At 68.3% G+C, this 19,804-nt stretch carries 17 protein-coding genes; 5 read left to right on the top strand and 12 right to left on the bottom strand.

Features of this window, described 5'->3' with window-relative positions:
* Window positions 1–5: 5 nt before the first annotated feature.
* From R5H19_RS01805 to R5H19_RS01755, 11 genes are all read right to left on the bottom strand, one after another.
* The gene (locus R5H19_RS01805) at window positions 6–3,125 is read right to left on the bottom strand and encodes a CusA/CzcA family heavy metal efflux RND transporter (protein WP_318157262.1); all 3,120 of its coding nucleotides are present in this window, start codon (window positions 3,123–3,125) and stop codon (window positions 6–8) included.
* The gene (locus R5H19_RS01800) at window positions 3,122–4,297 is read right to left on the bottom strand and encodes an efflux RND transporter periplasmic adaptor subunit (RefSeq protein WP_318157261.1); all 1,176 of its coding nucleotides are present in this window, start codon (window positions 4,295–4,297) and stop codon (window positions 3,122–3,124) included. Before R5H19_RS01800 ends, R5H19_RS01805 begins: the two co-directional genes overlap by 4 nt.
* Complete coding sequence (locus R5H19_RS01795) at window positions 4,294–5,796, bottom strand: efflux transporter outer membrane subunit (RefSeq protein WP_318158130.1); 1,503 nt, start codon at window positions 5,794–5,796, stop codon at window positions 4,294–4,296. The genes R5H19_RS01800 and R5H19_RS01795 overlap by 4 nt, the downstream gene beginning before the upstream one ends.
* A 219-nt stretch (window positions 5,797–6,015) precedes the next feature.
* A complete protein-coding gene (gene trpE / locus R5H19_RS01790; protein WP_318157260.1) occupies window positions 6,016–7,491 on the bottom strand; it encodes an anthranilate synthase component I in 1,476 nt (491 codons plus the stop codon).
* Between the two features lie 56 nt (window positions 7,492–7,547).
* A complete protein-coding gene (locus R5H19_RS01785) occupies window positions 7,548–9,563 on the bottom strand; it encodes an ATP-binding protein (protein ID WP_318157259.1) in 2,016 nt (671 codons plus the stop codon).
* 12 nt (window positions 9,564–9,575) lie between these two features.
* Entirely contained in the window at window positions 9,576–10,151 is a 576-nt protein-coding gene (locus tag R5H19_RS01780; RefSeq protein ID WP_318157258.1) for a hypothetical protein, read from the bottom strand.
* Window positions 10,148–10,837 (bottom strand): proteobacterial dedicated sortase system response regulator, encoded by a 690-nt coding sequence (gene pdsR / locus R5H19_RS01775; protein ID WP_318157257.1) that lies wholly within the window; start codon window positions 10,835–10,837, stop codon window positions 10,148–10,150. Before pdsR ends, R5H19_RS01780 begins: the two co-directional genes overlap by 4 nt.
* Before the next feature lie 118 nt (window positions 10,838–10,955).
* Window positions 10,956–11,780 carry a hypothetical protein gene (locus R5H19_RS01770; protein ID WP_318157256.1) on the bottom strand — a complete coding sequence of 275 codons (825 nt, stop codon included), beginning with the start codon at window positions 11,778–11,780 and terminating at the stop codon, window positions 10,956–10,958.
* Window positions 11,781–12,642: 862 nt separating this feature from the next.
* On the bottom strand, window positions 12,643–13,311 hold the full coding sequence (gene rpe, locus R5H19_RS01765; RefSeq protein ID WP_318157255.1) for a ribulose-phosphate 3-epimerase: 669 nt from the start codon (window positions 13,309–13,311) through the stop codon (window positions 12,643–12,645).
* A 169-nt stretch (window positions 13,312–13,480) separates the two neighbouring features.
* Entirely contained in the window at window positions 13,481–14,287 is an 807-nt protein-coding gene (gene djlA / locus R5H19_RS01760; protein ID WP_318157254.1) for a co-chaperone DjlA, read from the bottom strand.
* Window positions 14,284–14,595 (bottom strand): c-type cytochrome, encoded by a 312-nt coding sequence (locus R5H19_RS01755; protein ID WP_318157253.1) that lies wholly within the window; start codon window positions 14,593–14,595, stop codon window positions 14,284–14,286. The genes djlA and R5H19_RS01755 overlap by 4 nt, the downstream gene beginning before the upstream one ends.
* 127 nt (window positions 14,596–14,722) lie before the next feature.
* On the opposite strand from R5H19_RS01755, the gene R5H19_RS01750 reads away from it, so the two are divergent.
* From R5H19_RS01750 to R5H19_RS01740, 3 genes are read left to right on the top strand one after another with little or no spacing between them, the layout of a single operon-like run.
* On the top strand, window positions 14,723–15,619 hold the full coding sequence (locus R5H19_RS01750) for a phosphoribosylaminoimidazolesuccinocarboxamide synthase (RefSeq protein ID WP_318157252.1): 897 nt from the start codon (window positions 14,723–14,725) through the stop codon (window positions 15,617–15,619).
* A 25-nt stretch (window positions 15,620–15,644) separates the two neighbouring features.
* Window positions 15,645–16,115 carry an Mpo1-like protein gene (locus R5H19_RS01745; RefSeq protein ID WP_318157251.1) on the top strand — a complete coding sequence of 157 codons (471 nt, stop codon included), beginning with the start codon at window positions 15,645–15,647 and terminating at the stop codon, window positions 16,113–16,115.
* Window positions 16,112–16,519 carry a hypothetical protein gene (locus tag R5H19_RS01740; RefSeq protein WP_318157250.1) on the top strand — a complete coding sequence of 136 codons (408 nt, stop codon included), beginning with the start codon at window positions 16,112–16,114 and terminating at the stop codon, window positions 16,517–16,519. Before R5H19_RS01745 ends, R5H19_RS01740 begins: the two co-directional genes overlap by 4 nt.
* Before the next feature lie 49 nt (window positions 16,520–16,568).
* On the opposite strand, the gene R5H19_RS01735 is transcribed toward R5H19_RS01740, so the two are convergent.
* Window positions 16,569–16,997, bottom strand: coding sequence for a hypothetical protein (locus R5H19_RS01735; protein WP_318157249.1), 429 nt, complete (start codon window positions 16,995–16,997; stop codon window positions 16,569–16,571).
* A gap of 152 nt (window positions 16,998–17,149) precedes the next feature.
* Between R5H19_RS01735 and R5H19_RS01730 the strand changes: the two genes are divergently transcribed.
* Window positions 17,150–18,553 carry a hypothetical protein gene (locus R5H19_RS01730; protein ID WP_318157248.1) on the top strand — a complete coding sequence of 468 codons (1,404 nt, stop codon included), beginning with the start codon at window positions 17,150–17,152 and terminating at the stop codon, window positions 18,551–18,553.
* A 72-nt stretch (window positions 18,554–18,625) separates the two neighbouring features.
* Window positions 18,626–19,639: a polymorphic toxin type 10 domain-containing protein gene (locus R5H19_RS01725; RefSeq protein WP_318157247.1), complete on the top strand. Its 1,014-nt coding sequence runs from the start codon at window positions 18,626–18,628 to the stop codon at window positions 19,637–19,639.
* Window positions 19,640–19,804: the final 165 nt, after the last annotated feature.

Genomic DNA, 19,804 nt, shown 5'->3' with positions numbered 1-19,804 from the left:
CGGCCTCACACCTCCAGCCGATCGCCCGGCCGCGCCACGATCGCGTACAGCGCCGGCATCAGGAACACGCTGATCAGCAGGCGGGTGAACAGGCCGCTGACGATGACCAGCGCGAACGGGCGCTGGGTGTCGGTACCCACGCCGGTGGCCAATGCGGCCGGCAGCAGGCCCAGCGCCGCCACCAGCGCGGTCATCATGATCGGCCGCAGGCGCAGGATCGCGCCTTCGCGGATCGCCTCGGCCACGCCGACGCCGTTGCGGCGCAGCTCGTTGACGTAGGAGATGTACACCACCGCGGTCTGCACCGAGACGCCGAACAGCGCGAGGAAACCGATCCCGGACGACACCGAGAACGGCGTCCCGGTCAGCCACAGCGCGATGATCCCGCCGGCCGGCGCCGACAGCACCACGCCGAGCACGGTGATGAAGGGAAACTTGAAGTTGCTGTACAGCGCGAACAGCAGCAGGAAGATCAGGCCCGCGGTAAGCGGCACGATCAGGTTCAGCTGCGCGCGCGAGGCGGTGTATTCCTTGTATTCACCGCCCCAGTCCAGCCGGTAGCCCCGCGCCAGCTTCACCTTCGCGTTGACCTGGGCGATCGCGTCCTCCACCGCGCCGGCGAGGTCGCGCCCTTCCACCGAGAACTGCACGCCGATGTAGCGCGAGTTGTCCTGGCGGTAGATGAAGGAGGCACCGTTGGTCACCCGGATATCGGCGAACTCCTTCAGCGGCAGTTGCTGGCCACCCGGCGTGGCCACCAGGATGTTGCCGATTTCCTCGGCGTTGTCGCGGTACTGGCGATCCAGGCGCACGACCAGGTCGAACTGCTTTTCGCCCTGGATCACTTCGGTCGCCACGTCGCCGCCGATCGCGGTCTGGATCAGGCCGTTGATGTCGTCCACGTTCAAGCCGTAACGCGCGATCGCCGCGCGATTGATCGTGATGCTCAGGCTGGGCTGGCCGAGCTCCTGTACCAGGGTCACGTCACGGATACCGCGCACCTGCTCCAGCACGTGCTTGATCGCCTTGCCCTTCGCCTGCAGCGTGTTGAGGTCCGCACCGAACACCTTCACCGCCAGCGCGCTCTTCAGGCCGGTTTCGGCCTCGTCCACCGCGTCCTCGGCCGGCTGGGTGTAGTTGAAGCTGATGCCGGGAAACGCCTGCAGCTTCTGGTTGATCGCCGCGATCAGCCCGGCCTTGGTGCGGTACGCACCGGTCCACTGCGCATACGGTTTCAGGCCGACATAGAACTCGACATTGAAGAAGCCGGTCGAGTCGGTGCCGTCGTCGGGCCGGCCCAGTTCCGAGGCCACCGTGGTGACCTCGGGGAACGAACGCAGGATGGCGCGAATCTGCGGCGCGATCTTCGCCGACTCGTCGAACGAGATGGTGTACGGCATCGTCGCGCGCACCCACAGTGCGCCCTCGTCCAGGTGCGGCATGAACTCCGCACCGATGCGCGGAATCAGCAGCAGCGACAGCCCCAGCAGCAGCGCCGAGGCAATCGTGGTCAGCCATACGCGGGCCAGGCAGAAATCCAGGCCCTTGATGTAGACCGCCTTGATCGCTTCGAATGCGTGGTTGCGCCGCTCGCGTACGCCCTTGCGCATGAACCACGAACACAGCACCGGCAACAGCGTGAGGGTGATCGCCAGCGAGCCGACCAGCGCGAACACCATGGTGTCCGCCATCGGCTTGAACAGCGTGCCGGCCGGCCCGGACAGCACATAGATCGGCAGGAAGCTGACCACGATCACCGCCACCGCATAGAACAGCGGACGGTCGACCTCCGCGGCGGCATCGCGGATCACCTCGATGAGGTTGAACTTCGTTCCCGCGCGATCGGCGAGCTGGCGGTAAATGTTCTCCACCATCACCACCGCCGCGTCGACCAGGATGCCGAAATCGATCGCGCCGATCGACAGCAGATTGGCCGAGGCGCCCTGCAGATCCAGCCCGATGAAGGCGACCAGCAGCGACAGCGGGATGGTGACCGCCACGATCAGCCCGGCGCGCACGTCGTACAGGAAGAAAATCAGCACCACCACCACCAGCAGCATGCCACGCAGCAGGTTGTCCCTGACCACCCGGGTGGTCACCGCGACAAGGTCGCTGCGGTCGTAGAACGGGTGGACCTTGATGTCCTGGGGCAGGATCTGCTCGTTGAGTTCCTTCGTCTTTGCCTCGACCCGCTGCAGCACGTCCTGGGTCTTCTCGCCGGTGCGCAGCGAGATCACCCCCTCGACCGCGTCGTCCTGCTTCTCGAAACCGAACTGGCCCAGCCGCGGCGCGATGCCGATCACCACGCGACCGACATCCTTGACCAGCACCGGGTTGCCGTCGTGCACCGCCAGCACCACGTTGCCGATGCCCTCCAGCGTCTGCAGGCGGCCGACGCCGCGCACGTAATAGAACTGCCCGCCCTGCGCGTAGAAGCCGCCACCGGCATTGCCGTTGTTGGCGGCCAGCGCGGCCTGCACCTGCTGCGCGGTCAGCCCGACCCCGGCGATCTTCGCCGGGTCGAGCAGCACCTGGTACTGCATCGTGCCGCCGCCGAAGCCGGAGTCGTCGGCCACGCCGGCCACGGTGCGGTACTGCGGCTCGACCACCCAGTCCTCGAAGGTCTTCAGCTCCATCGGCGAGCGATCGGAGCTTTGCAGCACGTAGCGGTAGATCAGTCCCGACGGCGACGACAGCGGCGACACCGACGGCTTCACCCCGTCGGGCAGGCTCAGGTCGCCGAGCCGGTTGAACACCTGCTGGCGCGCGAAATAGTTATCGGTGCCGTTGTCGAAGGTGAGCGTGACCACCGACAGCCCGTACAGCGAAATCGAGCGCACGTTGTCGGTCTTCGGAATGCCGGTCATGCCCTGTTCGGCCGGCACCGTGATCAGCCGCTCCACTTCCTCGGCGGTGTGCCCCGGCCACTGCGTGACGATCTCCACGCTGGGCGGCGACAGGTCCGGATAGGCGTCCACCGGCAAGCGGTGCAATGCATGCACGCCGGCGCCGATCAGCACCAGCACCAGCAGCGCGACCAGGAAGCGCTGCGCCAGCGAGGCACCGACGAGCCGGTTCATCAGCGACGCCGCGCGCGGCGGCATGGGCGGCAGATGGTCGCTCATTGGTTCTGCATGAATTGCACGAAGAGGCCGCCATCGACCACGACCCGCTCGCCGGGCTTGAGCCCGTCGCTGACTTCGTACTGATCGCCGATGCGCGGACCCAGCGTCACGTGTCGCCGCGCGAAGCTGCCGTCGTGCTGCACGACATACGCGAACGGCAGGTTCTCGTCGTCGCGCAGCAGCGCCGATACCGGCATCAGCAGACCCTGGTCGGCCCGGCGCGACTGGATCCTCACGCGCACGTACATCTGCTTGCGCAGCACGCCACCGGGATTCGCCGCCACGATGCGCGCGGCAACCGCGCGGGTATCCGGGTTCACCACCGCGGCGATATGGTCCACCGTGCCCGGCAACGCGACGCCCGGCGTGCCGCTGTCGACCTGCGCCGGATCACCCACGCGAATCGTCGCCAGCTCGGCAGCCGACACCTGCGCCATCACCCACACTTTCGACAGATCCGCCACGGTGAAACATGGCGTGGTCCCCGCCTGCAGCAGCTGCCCCGGCGTGATCAGCTTTTCCACCACGGTGCCGGCGATCGGCGCGCGAATGATGCCCTGCGCGCGCGCCACCGTGCGGCCCGCCTGGATCGCCTTGATCGTGCCGGCATCGACATCCAGCGCCACCAGCGCCTGCAGCGCGGCATCCCGATCGGCCTCGGCACTGGCGGCATCGGTCAGCGCCTGCTCGGCCTCGCGCCGCGACACGCCCTCGTGCTGCAGCAGGTCCTGGTCGGTGTCGGCCAGCTTGCGGGCGTTGCGCGCGGCGGCCAGCGCCTTGCGATACGCGCCGATCGCGGCAGCGAAGTCCGGCGAATCCACCAGCGCCAGCGGCTGGCCCTGGCGCACCTGCTCGCCCGGCGCCACCAGCACGCGCAATACCGGTCCGGAGAACGGCGCCAGCGCGCCGGTCGCCCGGTCGTTGTCGAAATCCACCACGCCGGTGGTCTCGACCGCGCGGTGAAAACTGGCCGGCGCGACGGTGAGCAGGCGAATGCGCTGGCGCTGCGCCGGCGTCAGCGTCACGTTCTGCGGCGTGTCGGAGGCGGCCGCTTTCGGCGGGTCGGATGGCGACGAGCAGGCGGTCATGCCGATCAGTGCCGCCAGCGCCAGCACAGGCGCCAAACGGCCGGGCGACAGGCGTCGCGCCGCCAGGGAAGTTCGGTTCTTCATGGCCGCTCCGATGGATGGTTCGCCTGCCCGCTTGCCACATCGCCGTCATGCCACCAGCCGCCGCCCAGCGCCAGGAACAGCGCCGCGGTATCGGCGTAGCGGCTGGCCTGCGCCTGCACCCGCGCGATGCGCGCCTGCTGGTAGCCCTGCTCGGCGCCCAGCAGCGACAGGTAGCTCGCGTAGCCGTCCCGGTACTGGCGCTGCGCCAGATCCAGGCTGAGCTTCGCCGCCTGCTCCGCACGGGCGGACGCCTGCAGGCCTTCGGCATCGTGCTGCAGCGCGGCCAGCGTGTCGGCCACGTCCTGGAACGCGGTCAGCACCGTGCTGCGGTACTGCTCGGCTGCCTGCACGTAGGCGGCCTTGGCGGCGCGCTCCTGGTGCCGCAGGCTGCCGCCCTGGAAGATCGGCGCGGCCAGGTCCACGCCCAGGCTCCAGAAGCCGGTGCCGGATTTGAACAGCTGGTTGATCGCCAGCGCCGTGCTGCCCGCGTTCGCGCTCAGCGAAATGTTCGGCAGCCGGTTGGCGATGGCCACGCCGACCTGCGCGCTGGCCGCATGCAGGTTCGCCTCGGCCTGGCGCACGTCCGGGCGCTGCGCCACCAGCGCCGAAGGCAGGCTCAGCGGCAATGGCTGCGGCAGTTGCAGCTGGTCCAGCTCGAACGACGCGGCCGTGGCCTGGCCCGGCAACTGCCCGGCCAGCACGGCCAGCAGGTCGTTCTGCCGATCCAGCTGGGTCAGCAGCGGCGGCAGGCCAGCCTCGACCTGGGCCAGCTGCGCCTGCTGCGCCGCCAGCTCGAGCCGGCCGGCATAACCCTTGCGCAGCTGGTAGGCGAGGACGTCCACCATGTGGCGGTTGATCCCGGCCAGCTCGCGAGTCGCGGCGATCTGCGCGCGCAGCGAAGCCTGCTGCACCGCTGCGGCCACCACGTTGGCGCTCAGCGCCATGCGCGTGGCGATCGCCTGGAAGCGCATCGCCTGCTGCTGCGCCGCGAGCGATTCCACCGTACGCCGGTTCAGGCCGAACACGTCGGGCACGTACGACACGCCGACCTGCGGCGTGAACAGGCTGTACAGCGACGCGTTGTTGCTCGGCACCGGCGCCAGCGCGCCGGGCGGATCCTGCTGGCGCCGCGCCGACATGCCGGCGCCGACACTCGGGTAATAGGCCCCGCGCCCGGCCAAGGCGCTTTCCCGTGCCACCGCCAGCGCGGCCTGCGCCGCCTTGAGGTCGGGGTTGTGCGCCAGCGCCTGTTCGACCAGCGCATTCAGCGCCGGCGAATGGAACAGCGTCCACCACTGCGCAGGAAGGTCGGCGCCGGGAACGAAGTGCTGGGCCTGACCGCCCGCGACCTGCGCGCTCGCGGTGGCGGCCGGCAACGGAGCGCCTGCCACGCTCGCCACGCTTGGCGCCGCCGGCCGCTGAAAATCCGGCCCCACCGCGCACCCGCCGATCATCAGCATCGCGACGGCAGCCAGCAGCGGCCGCACCGACGCACACATCCGCCCGCTCATCGCCACCGTCCTGTCGACGGTGCCGGCAAGCACTCGAACCATGGGTTGCTCATGCGGATGCGTCTTGGCGGGAAGGCCGAAAACGCAACGATATAACGTACCAAGTGACCGCGAAACCCTGCAAGAAATTGCGTCCGCTGGCCATGCAGAGGCGTGCAGGCCGCAGGCCGGCGCAAGCCGCTCGGTCGGTCGACGAGGCTCGCGGGGCTACAGCCCCTTCGCCGCCTGCGCCACCGCGCGGAACAGCGCGCGGCCCTTGTTCATGGTCTCCTCCCACTCGGCGGCCGGATCGGAGTCGAACACGATGCCGGCGCCGGCCTGCACGTGCAGGCGGCCGCCGTGGATCACCGCGGTGCGGATCGCGATGGCGGTGTCGGCGTCGCCCCACCAGCCGATCCAGCCGATCGCGCCGCCGTAGATGTTGCGCTTGGCCGGCTCCAGCTCCTGGATGATCTCCAGCGCGCGCACCTTCGGCGCGCCCGACAGCGTGCCCGCCGGGAAGGTGGCCTTGAGCACGTCCATGTAGCTGAGCCCTTCGCGCACCGTGCCCTGCACCTGCGAGACGATGTGCATCACGTGCGAGTAGCGCTCGACCACGAACGAGTCACTCACCTCCACGCTGCCGGTCTCGCTGATGCGACCGAGATCATTGCGGCCGAGGTCGATCAGCATCACGTGCTCGGCGCGCTCCTTCGGGTCGGCCAGCAGTTCGGCCTCCAGCGCGCGGTCTTCCTCCTCCGTGGCGCCGCGCTTGCGCGTGCCGGCCAGCGGGCGCACCACCACCTTGCCGTCCTTCAGCCGCGCCAGGATTTCCGGCGAAGAGCCGACGATCTGCGTCTCGCCGAGGTCGACGAAGTACATGTACGGCGAGGGATTCAACGCGCGCAGCGCGCGGTACACGTCCACCGGGCGCGCGTTGAAGCCCACGCTGAGCCGCTGCGACGGCACCACCTGGAAGATGTCGCCGGCGCGGATGTACTCCTTCGCGCGCTCCACCATCGCCTCGAACTCGGGCCGGGTGAAGGTGGATTTGAAGTCGCCTTCGTCCAGCGCGATCGACTGGGTCAGTTGCGGATACGCCGCGCCGCCCTGGCGCAGCCGATGCACCAGCGCATCGAGCCGGCGCTGCGCCTGCGCGTAGGCCTGCGGCTGCGCCGGATCGGCGTGCACGATCAGGTAAAGCCGCCCCTTGAGGTTGTCGAATACCGCCACTTCCTCGGCCAGCATGAGCAGCACGTCGGGCGTGCCCAGCTCGTCGGCGCGGTCCCACTGCGCCAGCCGCGGTTCGATGTAGCCGATCGTCTCGAAGCCGAAGTAGCCGACCAGGCCACCGGAGAACGCCGGCAGCTGCGGCAGCCGCGGCACGTCGTACTGCGCGCGCAGCTTTTCGATTTCCGCCAGCGGGTCGTCGAGGTGGCGACGTTCGGTAACCTCGCCCGCATCCTCTACCTCCAGCTCGTGCCCGCGCAGGCGATACACCCGCTTCGCCGGCAGGCCGATGATCGAGTAGCGCCCCCAGGTGGCGCCGCCCTCGACCGATTCGAACAGGAAGGTGTACGGGCCGTCGGCCAGCTTCAGGTACACCGACAGCGGCGTGTCGAGATCGGAGAACACCTCGCGCACCAGCGGGATGCGCGTATGCCCCTGGGCAGCCAGCGCGTCGAATTCGTCTCGGGAGATCACGTGGGAAAATCCGGATGGCCAAACGAGGGAGCGGCCATTGTAGGCGATGCGCCGCTTCAACCACTCAGCCGCTGTCGCGGCATGCCGTGCAGGCGCAGCGAGAACGCCACGCCGCTGCCGTCGTCGAGGTTGCGCGCGCGGGCTTCGCCGCCATGGCGCTCGGCCACCAGCCGCACCACGTACAGGCCCAGTCCCAGGTGCGGGGCGCCGCCGGGGGTGGCCTTGTCGCGCAGGCTGACCAGCGAATCGAACAACCGGCCCTGCATCGCCGCAGGCAGCGGCGGGCCCTGGTTGGCCAGCTCGATCTCGGCGCCGTCCGGCACGCTGCGCAGGGTCAGCCGCAGCCAGCCGCCCTCCGGAGTGAACGACAGCGCGTTGTCGAGCAGCTTGTCCAGCGCCTGCGCGACCAGCTCGGGCGCACCGTGCAGGTACAGCGGCGCGTCGGGCAGCACGCAGTCGAGCCGGCGCGCGCCGACCAGCGGGCGGTAGGCGTCGGCGCAGCCGCGCACCACCTCGCGCAGGTCGACGTCCTCGGGCTCGGCCGCGGCGATCGCGCGCTCCATCCGGCTCGACTCGCTCATCGCGCGCACCAGCGCACCCAGCCGCGCCACACCGTCGCGGGCGCGGGCCAGGTACGGCTGCGCTTCGGCCGGCAACGCGGCATGCTCCAGGTTGTCCAGCGAGGATTTCACGATCGCCAGTGGCGTGTTCAGTTCGTGCGAGAGTTTCGAGGCCAGCGTGCGCAGGTAGTCGGTGTAGCTGCCGACCACCTCGAACAGCTGCTCGAAGCTGCGCGCCAGGTCGCCGATCTCGTCCGGCGCGTCGGTCATCGGGAACTTGCCGCGTTCGAACAGGCCGTCCAGGCGTCCGTCGTTGAGCTGCGCGCGCTCGGCCGCATTGCGCAGGCGGCCCAGCCGCAGGCTGAGCCGGGTGGCGAACAGCAGCAGGATGCCACCGGCCACCAGCAGCACGCCGAAGCTGGTCAGCAGCAGGCCGAACAGCGCGCGGTTGGCCAGCAGCGGCACGCTGCGGCTGGCCTGCTCCAGCAGCAGCACGCCGTCGATCTGGCCGGCACGTTCGATCGGCACCGCGGCGGCCAGCACCACGCTGCCACGCTCCTCGCCGCTGCGCCATACCAATACGGGTTGACCGGCGGCCGCCTCGGCCACTTCGCGGGTATCCAGCCGCGGCACGTCCTGCGCCCACAGATTTGCGTCCTCCAGCCGCGTCGCCAGCAGCGAGCGGTAGACCAGCGCGGCGAACCAGCCCGACTGGCCGTCGCTGCCGAGCAGCGTGTTCAGGCGACCGCTGCGCGCCAGCAGCCAGCCCTGCGGCGCCAGCACGCGTGCCTGCACGCTGCCGGGCACCAGCTGCGCCAGTTCGCCGGCGAGCTTGTCCGAGTAGCCGAGCAGCGGCCGCGTATCGGCGGCCAGCCGATCGCCGCCCGCGCTCGCGTCGTACACGCCGACGCCCAGCGCACGCAGCGGCAGCTGGCGCGGCAAGCGCAACTCGACCCGGTAGCCGCTGCCGTCCTCCTGCCATTGCGCGGCGATCGTCTCCGGCAGGCCGTCCACCGGAGGATCGAGCGGGCGCGCGGTGAGCGGGCCGGGTGCCGCGCTGGCCAGCAGGTAGCGGCGCTGGCCGTCCGCGCCGGCCAGCGCGAGGATCAGGTGATCGGCAGCCAGCGCATCCGCGTCGTCGGCGTCGGCGCGCGTGCGCCGGGTGTCGCGCACGTCGGCGTACAGGTACAGCCCATCGCCGTCAGCGGCCAGCAGCAGCTTGCCGTGCGTGCCCAGTGGCTGGCTCCACGGCGTCAGCGGCGCCCAGTCGTCGCCGTAGCCGTCCACGGTGATCGGGTTGGGCGCCTGCTGCACGTACCAGCCGCGGCCCGACGCTGGCGCCACCGCGCCGGTCACCACCAGGCTGCGCGCCACCGCATTGGCCGATGCCAGCAGCGCCTGCGCCTGGCCTTCGCGCAGCAGCGTTTCCATCTGCCGCACGTACAGCCAGCCGGCGATCGGCAGCGCCAGCGTGCACAACGCGACCAACAGCAGCTTGCGGCGCAGCGTCATCGGCGCCGGCGGTCAGCGGCCATGCGCGGGCGCCGCGTCCTTCGCCCAGCGCGTGGCCACTGCCACGCGCATGAAGTCGTCGAGCAGCGCGCGGCGCGACGGGTCGGCGTCGTCGAACGCCATCGACCAGCTCAGCCGCACGCCGCTGGCCGCGCCGGGATCGCAGAACACCAGCACGTCGTCGATGCGGTCGCTGCCCTGGTAGACCGAGGCCTCGCACGGCATGACCGGATGACGCACGGCGAAGCCGGACACCTTGCCGGCCGGGTCGTGCTGCAGGTAGCGCTGGCGGTCGGCCTGCAGCTCGTCGGCCAGCGTGGCCAGCTGGCGCGGCCACACGTTGAGCACCATCACCCGCTGCGGCTTGCCGCTCCACTCGCCCTGGTACAGCACGGCACTCACGCCGATCGCGCGCGCGTAGGTGCAGCAGTCGCGCGTCCAGCCGGGTGGCGTGGTCGCGCTGATCGCCCAGGCCGGCGCGGCGCCGTCGCGGGCGCCGCGTGCCAGCACGCCGTCGTCCTTGCCGGTGGCCTGCGCCAGCGCGGCGAACGCGCACAGCGCCAGCGCCGCCGCGACGCGTCGACTCACGGCTTCCACCGGTAGCCGACGCCGTGCACGGTCTCGATCGCGTCGAATTCCGGTGCCACCGCGATGAACTTCTTGCGGATACGCTTGATGTGCGAGGTGATGGTGGCGTCGTCCACCACCAGCTCGGCCTCGCGCATCAGCTGGTCGCGGTTCTTCACGTGGCCGGGGAAGCGGATCAGCGTGTGCACCATCCAGAACTCGGTGACGGTGAGCGGCACCTCCTCGCCATTCCAGGTGATGCGCATGCGCTCGGATTCCAGCTTCAGCGGCCCGTGCTCGATTACCGTCTCGCTGGAAGTCGGCACCTTCAGCGACTCGATCCGGCGGAACAGCGCGGCGATGCGCGCGGCCAGCTGGTGCAGGCTGGTGTCCTTGCTGAGGTAATCGTCGGCACCCAGGCGCAGGCCGGAGATCACGTCGAAATCCGAGTCGCGCGCGGTGAGGAAGATGATCGGCAGCGTGGCCGACTTCGCGCGCAGCTCGCGGCACAGGTCGAAGCCGCCCTCGGGCTCGTCGCCCAGGCCGATGTCGATGATCACCAGTTCGGGCAGGCGCATCGCGAACGCGTCGGAGGCTTCCCGCCGCGAACCGTAGCCGCGCGTGTCGTAGCCGAAGCGGTTCAGCGCCTCGACGTAGTTGGCACGGATCAGCGGTTCGTCTTCGACGATGGCAATGCTGCGGCCCATGGCGCGCTCCCTCTGGTGGTGCGCGCAGCGTGCTATGCGGGCCGCGCGTACGCAAGCCGTGCGACATGCTTGCCCGGGTTTTGCCCCGGAAAGACCACGGCAGCAGCTGATTCGGCGGCTATCTGGACGAGGCTGGCACTGCCTGAAGGTCTCCTACGGAGACATGCCCCTTCCAGCCATCGAACAATTGTTCCGCGTAGGAGTTCAACCGGTCCGCCACGAAGACGGCCGCGACATCCGAACCGCCGCAAGCCGAAGTGTTGTCCTCGAACCCCTTCATCACGGGCAGCGGCTCGATCTTTCCCGTGGTCAACCCGGCAATGCAGGTCCGCTGACCGTTGGTCTGCCGCCTGGCGAGCAACGCGTCGCGTTCGTGCCTGAAACGCAATTCCGCCCGGCGTGCAGCCCGCTGGTCGCCATAAACCGGCAACATCGACCGCCATAATTGCTCGGCGTCTGCCTGCTCCCGTGGCGTGGCCTGCTTCCACGCAGAGGCGAATACCGCCAAGTAAGTCGGATCCTTCCGCTCCGATGCGAGCTTCAGCCACGCAAGTCCGCGAGCGCGATCCCTCGGCTGCAGGTCGCCCTTGTAGTAGCCCACGCCCAGCAGAAACTGGGCCGGCTTGCTGCCCCAGCCGGCCGCGATCTGGAGCATCGATCTGGCTCGATCATTCTTCCCGCGTGCCACGTCGCGAACGCCGACGCAGTGGTAATACACCCCGGGAAGAAAGCGTTCGACGCCCGGCAGGCAATCGAGCTGGGCGAGCTCTTCGACACTTCGGTGAACCCTGAGCCCAGGCGCTGCCGCACCCGTTGTCGCCGGCGATCCAGCCGGTGGAACCTGCTGGCGGGCAACACTGCCCTGGCTGACCGCTGCCAGGCCAAGGGCCACGGCAGAAGCCAGCATCCATTTGCCCCATCCGGGGAAAGTCATGCGATTCATGCGGAAATCCCTCTCCCGTCGACACCAGCCTCGAGTCTATGCCCGTTGCCACTGACCCGCCAACAGACGATCGGGCAAGCCGCCGCCTCGAAATCGACATGTACTGCCTCCTGCGTGCCCGATCCGGGACAGCAGCATCGCCTCCCACGCCATTTCAATGGCTCCACGTTCAGAGCTGGAGCAGTCTTCATGCGCAAACCCGATCAGACAGGCATGCATCCCAATGCCGAACTGCACGGCTTCGAGCCGCTGCGCACCGCGCTGGCGATCGGCGCGCTGCTGCTCGGGCTGCTGCTCGGCCTTTGAGGCGAGCGTCATGGACCAGTCCTGGCTCGACCCGTACTCGTCCGATCCCTTCTCCGTGGAAGGCAGCGGTGCATCCGGCGCGAAGGGAGTCGCGCCGGATGCGGGGCAGGCGCAGCCCGCTCCCGACTGGCAGCCCCTGTAGCCGCTCCACGACGCGCATCCCGTCAGCATGGTGGCTGCTTTTCCCCTCCTTGCGAGGGGATTTTTTCGGGAAGAAAGCCGACAGCGGCGCGGCCTGCGCCCGTTCATGATGCGGCCGGGAACCAAACCCGGTCGCCCCGGTCAGTAGTACTGATTGGTACCGTTCCTCTTGCCGTGGAACGTGCCGGCACGACGCCTACCCTCCCCATGAAGTCGTGCCGGCACACCAATCAATGGTGTTTCCTCACACGTCTGCGATGACGTTTGTCCCGGCGCGGCACCCGCCCCGCCGGGATTTTTATGCGTGCGATCCGGCGACGGCACGACGCATGGCGGCAGGAAGGCTCAGGCGATCGCCTTGCGCATGGCGGCGGACACGCTCAGGCGATCGCCTTGCGCATGGCGGCGGACACGCTCAGGCGATCGCCTTGCGCATGGCGGCGATCTCGGCCGCGTAATCCGGCGCGTGGAAGATCGCCGAGCCGGCCACGAAGGTGTCGGCGCCGGCGGCGGCGATCGCGCCGATGTTCTGCGCGGTGACGCCGCCGTCGATTTCCAGCCGGATCGCGCGGCCGCTGGCGTCGATGCGCTGCCGCGCCTGACGCAGCTTGTCCAGCGCACCGGGGATGAACTTCTGGCCGCCGAAGCCGGGATTCACCGACATGATCAGGATCAGGTCGAGCTTGTCCATCGCGTAGTCGAGGTAATCCAGCGGCGTGGCCGGGTTGAACACCAGCCCGGCCTGGCAACCGCAGTCCTTGATCAGCCCCAGCGTGCGGTCGATGTGTTCGCTCGCCTCCGGATGGAAGCTGATCAGGCTGGCGCCGGCCTTGGCGAAATCCGGCACGATGCGGTCGACCGGCTTCACCATCAAGTGCACGTCGACCGGTGCGGTGATGCCGTACTTGCGCAGCGACTGCAGCACCATCGGCCCGATCGTGAGGTTCGGCACATAGTGGTTGTCCATCACGTCGAAGTGCACCCAGTCGGCACCGGCGGCCAGCGCCGCGGCAGTGTCCTCGCCGAGCCGCGCGAAATCGGCGGCGAGGATGGAGGGGGCAATGACGGGGGATTGTTTGGTCATGTTGGCTGCCGGGATGGGAGGCGAAAGCTGAAGTCTGCCACGACGTTGCCGTCTGGCTCCTCCTCCTGCAAGCAGGGGGAGCTCGGGAGGCGGGTGCTTTTGACTCGAAGATCAAGAGCGACCCCACCCCAACCCTCCCCTGCTGCGCAGGGGAGGGAGGACATCTCGTCTACTTGAACCCGCGCGCTTCCTTGATCCGGTCGTAGGCGGCGTTGATCTCGCTGGCGCGCGCCTCGGCACGCCTGCGCATGTCTTCGGGCAGGTCGCCGAGACGGTCGGGATGGTGCTCGGAGATCAGCTTGCGGTAGGCGCGCTTGATCGCGCGATCGTCGGCGTTGCGGTCGATGCCGAGCACCGCGTACGGGTCCGGTCCCTGCGGCGCACGCTGCGGCGGCACGTAGCCGCCGCCGTGGGCCTGGCCGCGGCCGCGTGGCCCGCCGGCGCCGGCGTTCCAGGCATAGCCCTTCATCGCCATCAGCGCCATCAGCTCCATGTCGCTGATGCGCAGCGCGAACGCCAGCTGACGCAGGATCGACATCTTCTCCGGCGGCGGGTTGCCCTCGGCCAGCACCGTCTCGATCACCACGTCGAGCACCGGGAAAGCGTGGTCGCGACGCAGGCCGACCCAGCTGCGCAGCTCGGCAATGGTCCGGGTGACGTCGAACTCCGGTTGCTTGCCGGCATTGAAACTGGCCACCGCCTGCTTGCGCTGTTCGGCGGTCAGGCCCATCCGCGTCATCAGCCGTTCGGCGATCGCGATTTCCTGCTCCGACACGCGGCCGTCTGACTTCGCCACCGCGCCGAGCAGGGTGAACAGCGGGCCGACGAAGCCGCCGGCTTCCGGCGTGGCGTGCTTGCGCTGGCTGTAGCGCAGGTTGTCGAACACGAAACCGATCACCGCACCGGTGATGGCGCCGGGCAGATGGCCGATCAGCAGGCCGAAGAAGGCGAACCACAGCGTGTAGGTGTAGCTCATGGACTCCCCTGCGGCTGCGGCGACTGCGCGCTGTACCAGCGCGCCAGCGCGTCGAGTTCGGCGTCGCTGACCGGGCCGATCGCGGCGCGCATCACTGGCACGTTGCGGCGGCCGTCGCGGTACTGCTTCAGCGCGTCGCGCAGGTAGTCCAGCCGCTGCCCGGCCAGATGCGGCACGCCGGGCATGCTGGCGTGGCCATTGGCGCCGTGGCAGGCCGCGCACAGGCCCAGCCGGGTCGGCGGCACCGTCTGCGCGCAGAGGGGGAAGGCGGCGAGCAGGCACAGCGCCGCAGGCAACAGGATTCGCATCGGCAACCCATGGGGGCCAAAGGTCGCCAATTCTAGCAGCGCGCCCGGATTTCCTGCGGCGGCGTTTCCGGCGCCCCGGCCGCAGCGGCTAGAATGGGCGCTTCCCCGCCACGTGGAACCCGCCGCCGTGCCCACCACCCTGCCGCAATCGAACCTGCCCGGCCTCGAGCTGATCCACCGCGGCAAGGTGCGCGACGTCTACGCGGTGCCTGGCGACCGGCTGCTGATGGTCGCCACGGACCGGCTGTCGGCGTTCGACGTGGTCATGCCCAACCCGATCCCCGGCAAGGGCGAGATGCTCACCCAGATCTCCAATTTCTGGTTCGGCAAGACCGCGCACCTGGTGCCGAACCACCTGCTCGACGTGCCGCTGGCCGAGGTGCTGCCGCCCGGCACCGACCTGAAACTGTACGAAAAGCGCGCGGTGGTGACGCGGCGGCTGCAACCGGTGCCGGTGGAGGCGATCGCGCGCGGCTACCTGATCGGCTCCGGCTGGAAGGACTACCAGGCCACCGGCGCGCTGTGCGGCATCGCGCTGCCGGCCGGCCTGAAGCAGGCGCAGCAGTTGCCCGAACCGATCTTCACCCCCTCGACCAAGGCCGCGGTGGGCGACCACGACCAGAACGTCAGCTTCGACACGATGGTCGACAAGGTCGGCCGCGAGCTGGCGGAAAAGGTGCGCGACGCCACCCTGGCGATCTACCGCTGGGCAGCCGCCTATGCGGCCGAACGCGGCATCATCATCGCCGACACCAAGTTCGAATTCGGCACCGACGCCAGCGGCAAGCTCTACGTGATGGACGAGATGCTGACGCCGGATTCCTCGCGCTTCTGGCCCGCCGACCAATACCAGGTCGGCATCAGCCCGCCCAGCTACGACAAGCAGTTCGTGCGCGACTGGCTGGAGACGCAGCACTGGAACAAGACCGCACCCGGTCCGGTGATTCCGGACGAGGTGATCGCCCGCACCGCCGCCAAGTACGCCGAGGCCCTGCAGCGGCTGGCCGGTATCCGGCTCGACTGAAGTTTCCAACCGGGGGGGAACGCCCATGCGCACCATGCAGGACTGGCTCGACAGCTACAGCGGCGACCATCAGAACCCGACCAACCAGATATTCCACTGGTTCTGCGTGCCGCCGATCGTGTGGTCGGTGATCGCGCTGCTGTGGGCGATGCCGGTGCCGGCCACGTTCGCCCGCCCCGGCGCGTGGGCGGTGCTGGTGATGGTGCTGGCGTTCTACTGGTACTGGAAGCGCTCGCACCGGCTGGCGGTCGGCCTGCTGATCGCGTTCGCCCTGCTCGGCCTGCTCACCAACTACCTGTACTGGCGACTCGGCGCCGCGCAGCTCTGCTACCTGGCGATCGGCGTGTTCGTGGTCGCCTGGATCGGCCAGTTCATCGGGCACAAGTTCGAAGGGCGCAAGCCGAGCTTCCTCACCGATCTTTCCTACCTGCTGATCGGCCCGGCCTGGCTGATGGCCAAGCTGCTGCGCAAACTGGGGTTCAAGCAAGTCACATGACCACCTTGCTCACCGTGATCAGCAGCCTGCTCTGGTGGGTGCTGTACAGCAGCATGGCCGCGCTGGCGTTTGCCCTGGTCGGCTGGTGCGTGCTGCGCTGGGCCGAGCGCTGCGCGGTGGTGTTCAACCGCGTGTATCTGGCCTGTCTGCTGTGGACCCTGGCCGGCCTGCTGCTGGTGGTCGGCGTGGCCGCCTACGAAGGCCGGCTGCATCCGCCCTATGCCGCGCTGCTGGAGTCCGGCATGCTGCGCGGCGCGCTGGTGCTGGACATGCTGATCGGCAGCGTGCTGCTGTGGCGGCTGGTGCCGCGCATCGACGCCCGCCGCATCCGCCCCGGCAGCGCCTGCATGGCGGTGGCGGCGATCATGGCGATCGGCTTCGGCGTGGCCACCAGCCTGGCCTGAAATCCGCTTCGAGATGCGAAAGGCGGATCGCTCCGCCTCTCGCACAAGCTCACGCGTGGGCCAGCATGCCGCCGAAGAACACCGCCGCCAACGCAGCGAAGATCAACGCCAGCACGAGGAAGATCACCAGGTAGATCACCTGCACCACGCAGGCCTTGCCGAAACCGATCTGGCTGCCGTTCTGCGACAGCAGCAGGTAGTTCACCACGGCAGCGCCGACCAGGAATTGCACGGCCAGCGACAGGAACCCGCCAGCGCCACCGGAACTGACCATGCCGATGACGACCATCGCCACGGCGCCCGCGATCCAGGTCAGCACCACCGCCCCCAGCGCACGCAGGTAGGACGGCATGTAGCCGACCGCCAGCCGGAACGCCACGCTCAGCACCAGCGCCGCCAGCGCGATACCCACCACGATCATCACCACGATCGCGAACAAGCCCATGCCGGCCAGCGCGGCCAACGTCGAAGTACCCATACAACCCCCTGTCAGTGGAAGGAAAACCGCCCGGACGGCACCCCGGCCACCCGCTCTCCCCGGCGGTGGCGCCAGCCTAACCGATGATCCGCGCCGGCGTCTCCCGCGGCGAGATCCGCCCGCGCCATACCATCGGCTCCAAGAGATGTGCCATGAGCCTGCGCAGCCTGTTCGTCGACTTCAACAGCTACTTCGCCTCGGTCGAGCAGCACGAGGACCCGAGCCTGCGCGGGCGTCCGGTCGGCGTGGCGCCGGTAGCCGCCGAGACCACCAGCCTGATCGCCGCCAGCTACGAGGCGAAGGCGTGCGGCGTGGGCACCGGCACCCTGGTGCGCGAGGCGCGCCGGCTGTGCCCCGGCATCGCCATCCGCGTGGCGCGGCCGGAACGCTACGTGCACTGGCACCACCGGCTGATGCAGGCGATCGACCGCGCGATCCCGGTCGGTCGCGTCGGCTCGATCGACGAGGTCGCCTGCGAACTGGTCGGCCGCCGGCGCCGGCGCGAGGTCGCCGAGCAGATCGCGCGACAGGTGAAAGACGAGATCGCGCTGGCCGCGCCCGGCGGCGCGATCCGCTGCTCGATCGGCATCGCGCCGAACGACTTCCTGGCCAAGACCGCCTCGGACATGCAGAAGCCCGACGGCCTCACCGTGATCGAGCTGGCCGACCTGCCGCACGCACTGCATGGACTGAAGCTGCGCGACCTGTGCGGCATCGGCCCGTCGATGGAAGCGCGCCTGCACGAAGCCGGCATCACCAGCGTGGCCCAGCTCACCGCCGCCTCGAAACTGCTGCTGCGCCGCGTCTGGGGCGGCATCGAGGGCGAGCGCATGTGGAGCCTGCTGCGCGGAGCCTGGCTGCCCGCCGCGCCGACCGTGCGCGGCTCGATCGGCCACTCGCACGTGCTCGGCCCGGAACTGCGCACGCCGATGGGCGCCCGCGCGGTGCTGAAGAAGCTGCTGGTGAAGGCCGCCATGCGCATGCGCCGCGAGGAAATGCTCAGCGGCGCCATGGCCGTGCGCATCCGCTTCCTCGGCCACGACCAGCGCTGGGAACGCGACCTCGCCTTCGACCCCACCGACGACAGCCGCGCGCTGCTGCACCTGCTGAGCGGCATGCTCGACAGCGGCAACCGGCCATTACCACTGGGCATGGATGCCCGAGTGCCGCGAGCGCAGGACGCGCAGGAGTGGCCCGGTCCAGCCGACGCCACGCCGCTGTCGGTCAGCGTGACCCTGATGCGCCTGGTGCCGCGCACGCAAAGCAGCGGCTCGCTGTTCGTCCCCGCGCACGGCGACGATCGCGTCGACGCCGTGCTCGACCGCATCAACGCGAAGTTCGGCTACAACAAACTCTACTTCGGCAGCATGCAGCTGGCACTCGAACACGACGCCGCTCCCATGCGCATCCCGTTCAACCGCGTACCCGACGCCAAGAGCGAGAACGAGGCCAGTCACGACCCGCTCTGGCTGCAGTCGCTGAACCGGTTCAAGGCAATGGCCGAGGGCGAGCATCGGCGGCGGGAACGCAGAAACGAGATCTGGCGACGCGATTGACTCTTGCCAAGGAGCTCAGGCGCGGGTGTAGGCTGCTCCGACGATATCGGAGTAACGCCAAGGGGAAGGGATATGGGCGATCGTAGGGGAAGATGGTTCAACCGCCAGTGGATGGGCAGTTTATTGATTCTGCTTTTCTCTGGCTTGTCACACGCCGGCACGCACCACTACTACTACACCGATCCGCAGGGCACGGTGCTGGCCAAGACCGATGCCAGCGGCAACATCATTGCCACATACGACTACGCGCCGTATGGCACGACAGTAGCGGGCATGAGTCCGGCACCGGACGGACCGGGTTACACCGGGCATGTGAACGATCCGGATACCGGACTCGTGTATATGCAGGCGCGCTATTACGATTCAGGAACGGGAAGGTTTCTGAGCCTCGACCCTGTCCCTCCGAGCGCAGGCAACGCTTTTAACTTCAGTCGCTACGCTTATGCCAATAACAACCCTGTCGTCAACATCGACCCTGATGGCCGTGAAGCCGGTTGTGTTCTACAAAAGAGCCACTGCATTGGTAATAATCCATCCGCAAAAGCAGCCGCCAAAGATGTGAATGAGGTATCAATTGGCATCGGCAAAGCAATCGCGAATGGCCTCGGTGATCTGCGCGATTCACTAGTATCGTCTGAAGGTGAGCCGTTGGCGGCTTCGAACGATCAGCAAGCTGCGGGCATGATGATCGGTGCCGTTATCGTTGGGGCAGCAAAAGCGCTGGCTACTGACGATAGGTCGGTTGTGGCCAATCCGATTCCTGGAACTCTGGCGAGAGTTGTGCCTGCTGGACTGAAGACATCTACTCTTGGAGCGCCGGCAGCGGCTGACGTTTTTGTAACAAATGCCGCCCAGATAAGAGGATTATCAGCACAGCAGATTTCGCAAAAGCTCACGATCCCTATGAGCTCTACGGGTTACAGCGTCATCGAGTTTCCATCATCAGGTCTAAGCGGCATAGCGTCACCAGTGAATCGTTCGAACCCCGGCTTCGTTGGAAAGGGTAGAACCCTGGGTGGTGCCTCCGAGTTTGTAATTCCCAATGGCCCGGTGCCTTCTACCGCTGTGACGAGGACCGTCCAATGACTGCGTACACTTCATTGAAGTCGTCCGAAACTCGCCTTGAGGGTCAATGGGGCTTCCGAGAAGATGGATGTTTAATTCCTGATGAGACTTGCAGTCGCATTGAATACTTGACACAAAATGTGCTGAAAAAGCTAGCAACAGACATTACTGGGTGGCAGATCCTAT

It is taken from the genome of Rhodanobacter sp. KK11, from assembly GCF_033345435.1.
Taxonomy (GTDB): domain Bacteria; phylum Pseudomonadota; class Gammaproteobacteria; order Xanthomonadales; family Rhodanobacteraceae; genus Rhodanobacter.
This window is presented reverse-complemented; position numbering and strand designations above follow the sequence as displayed.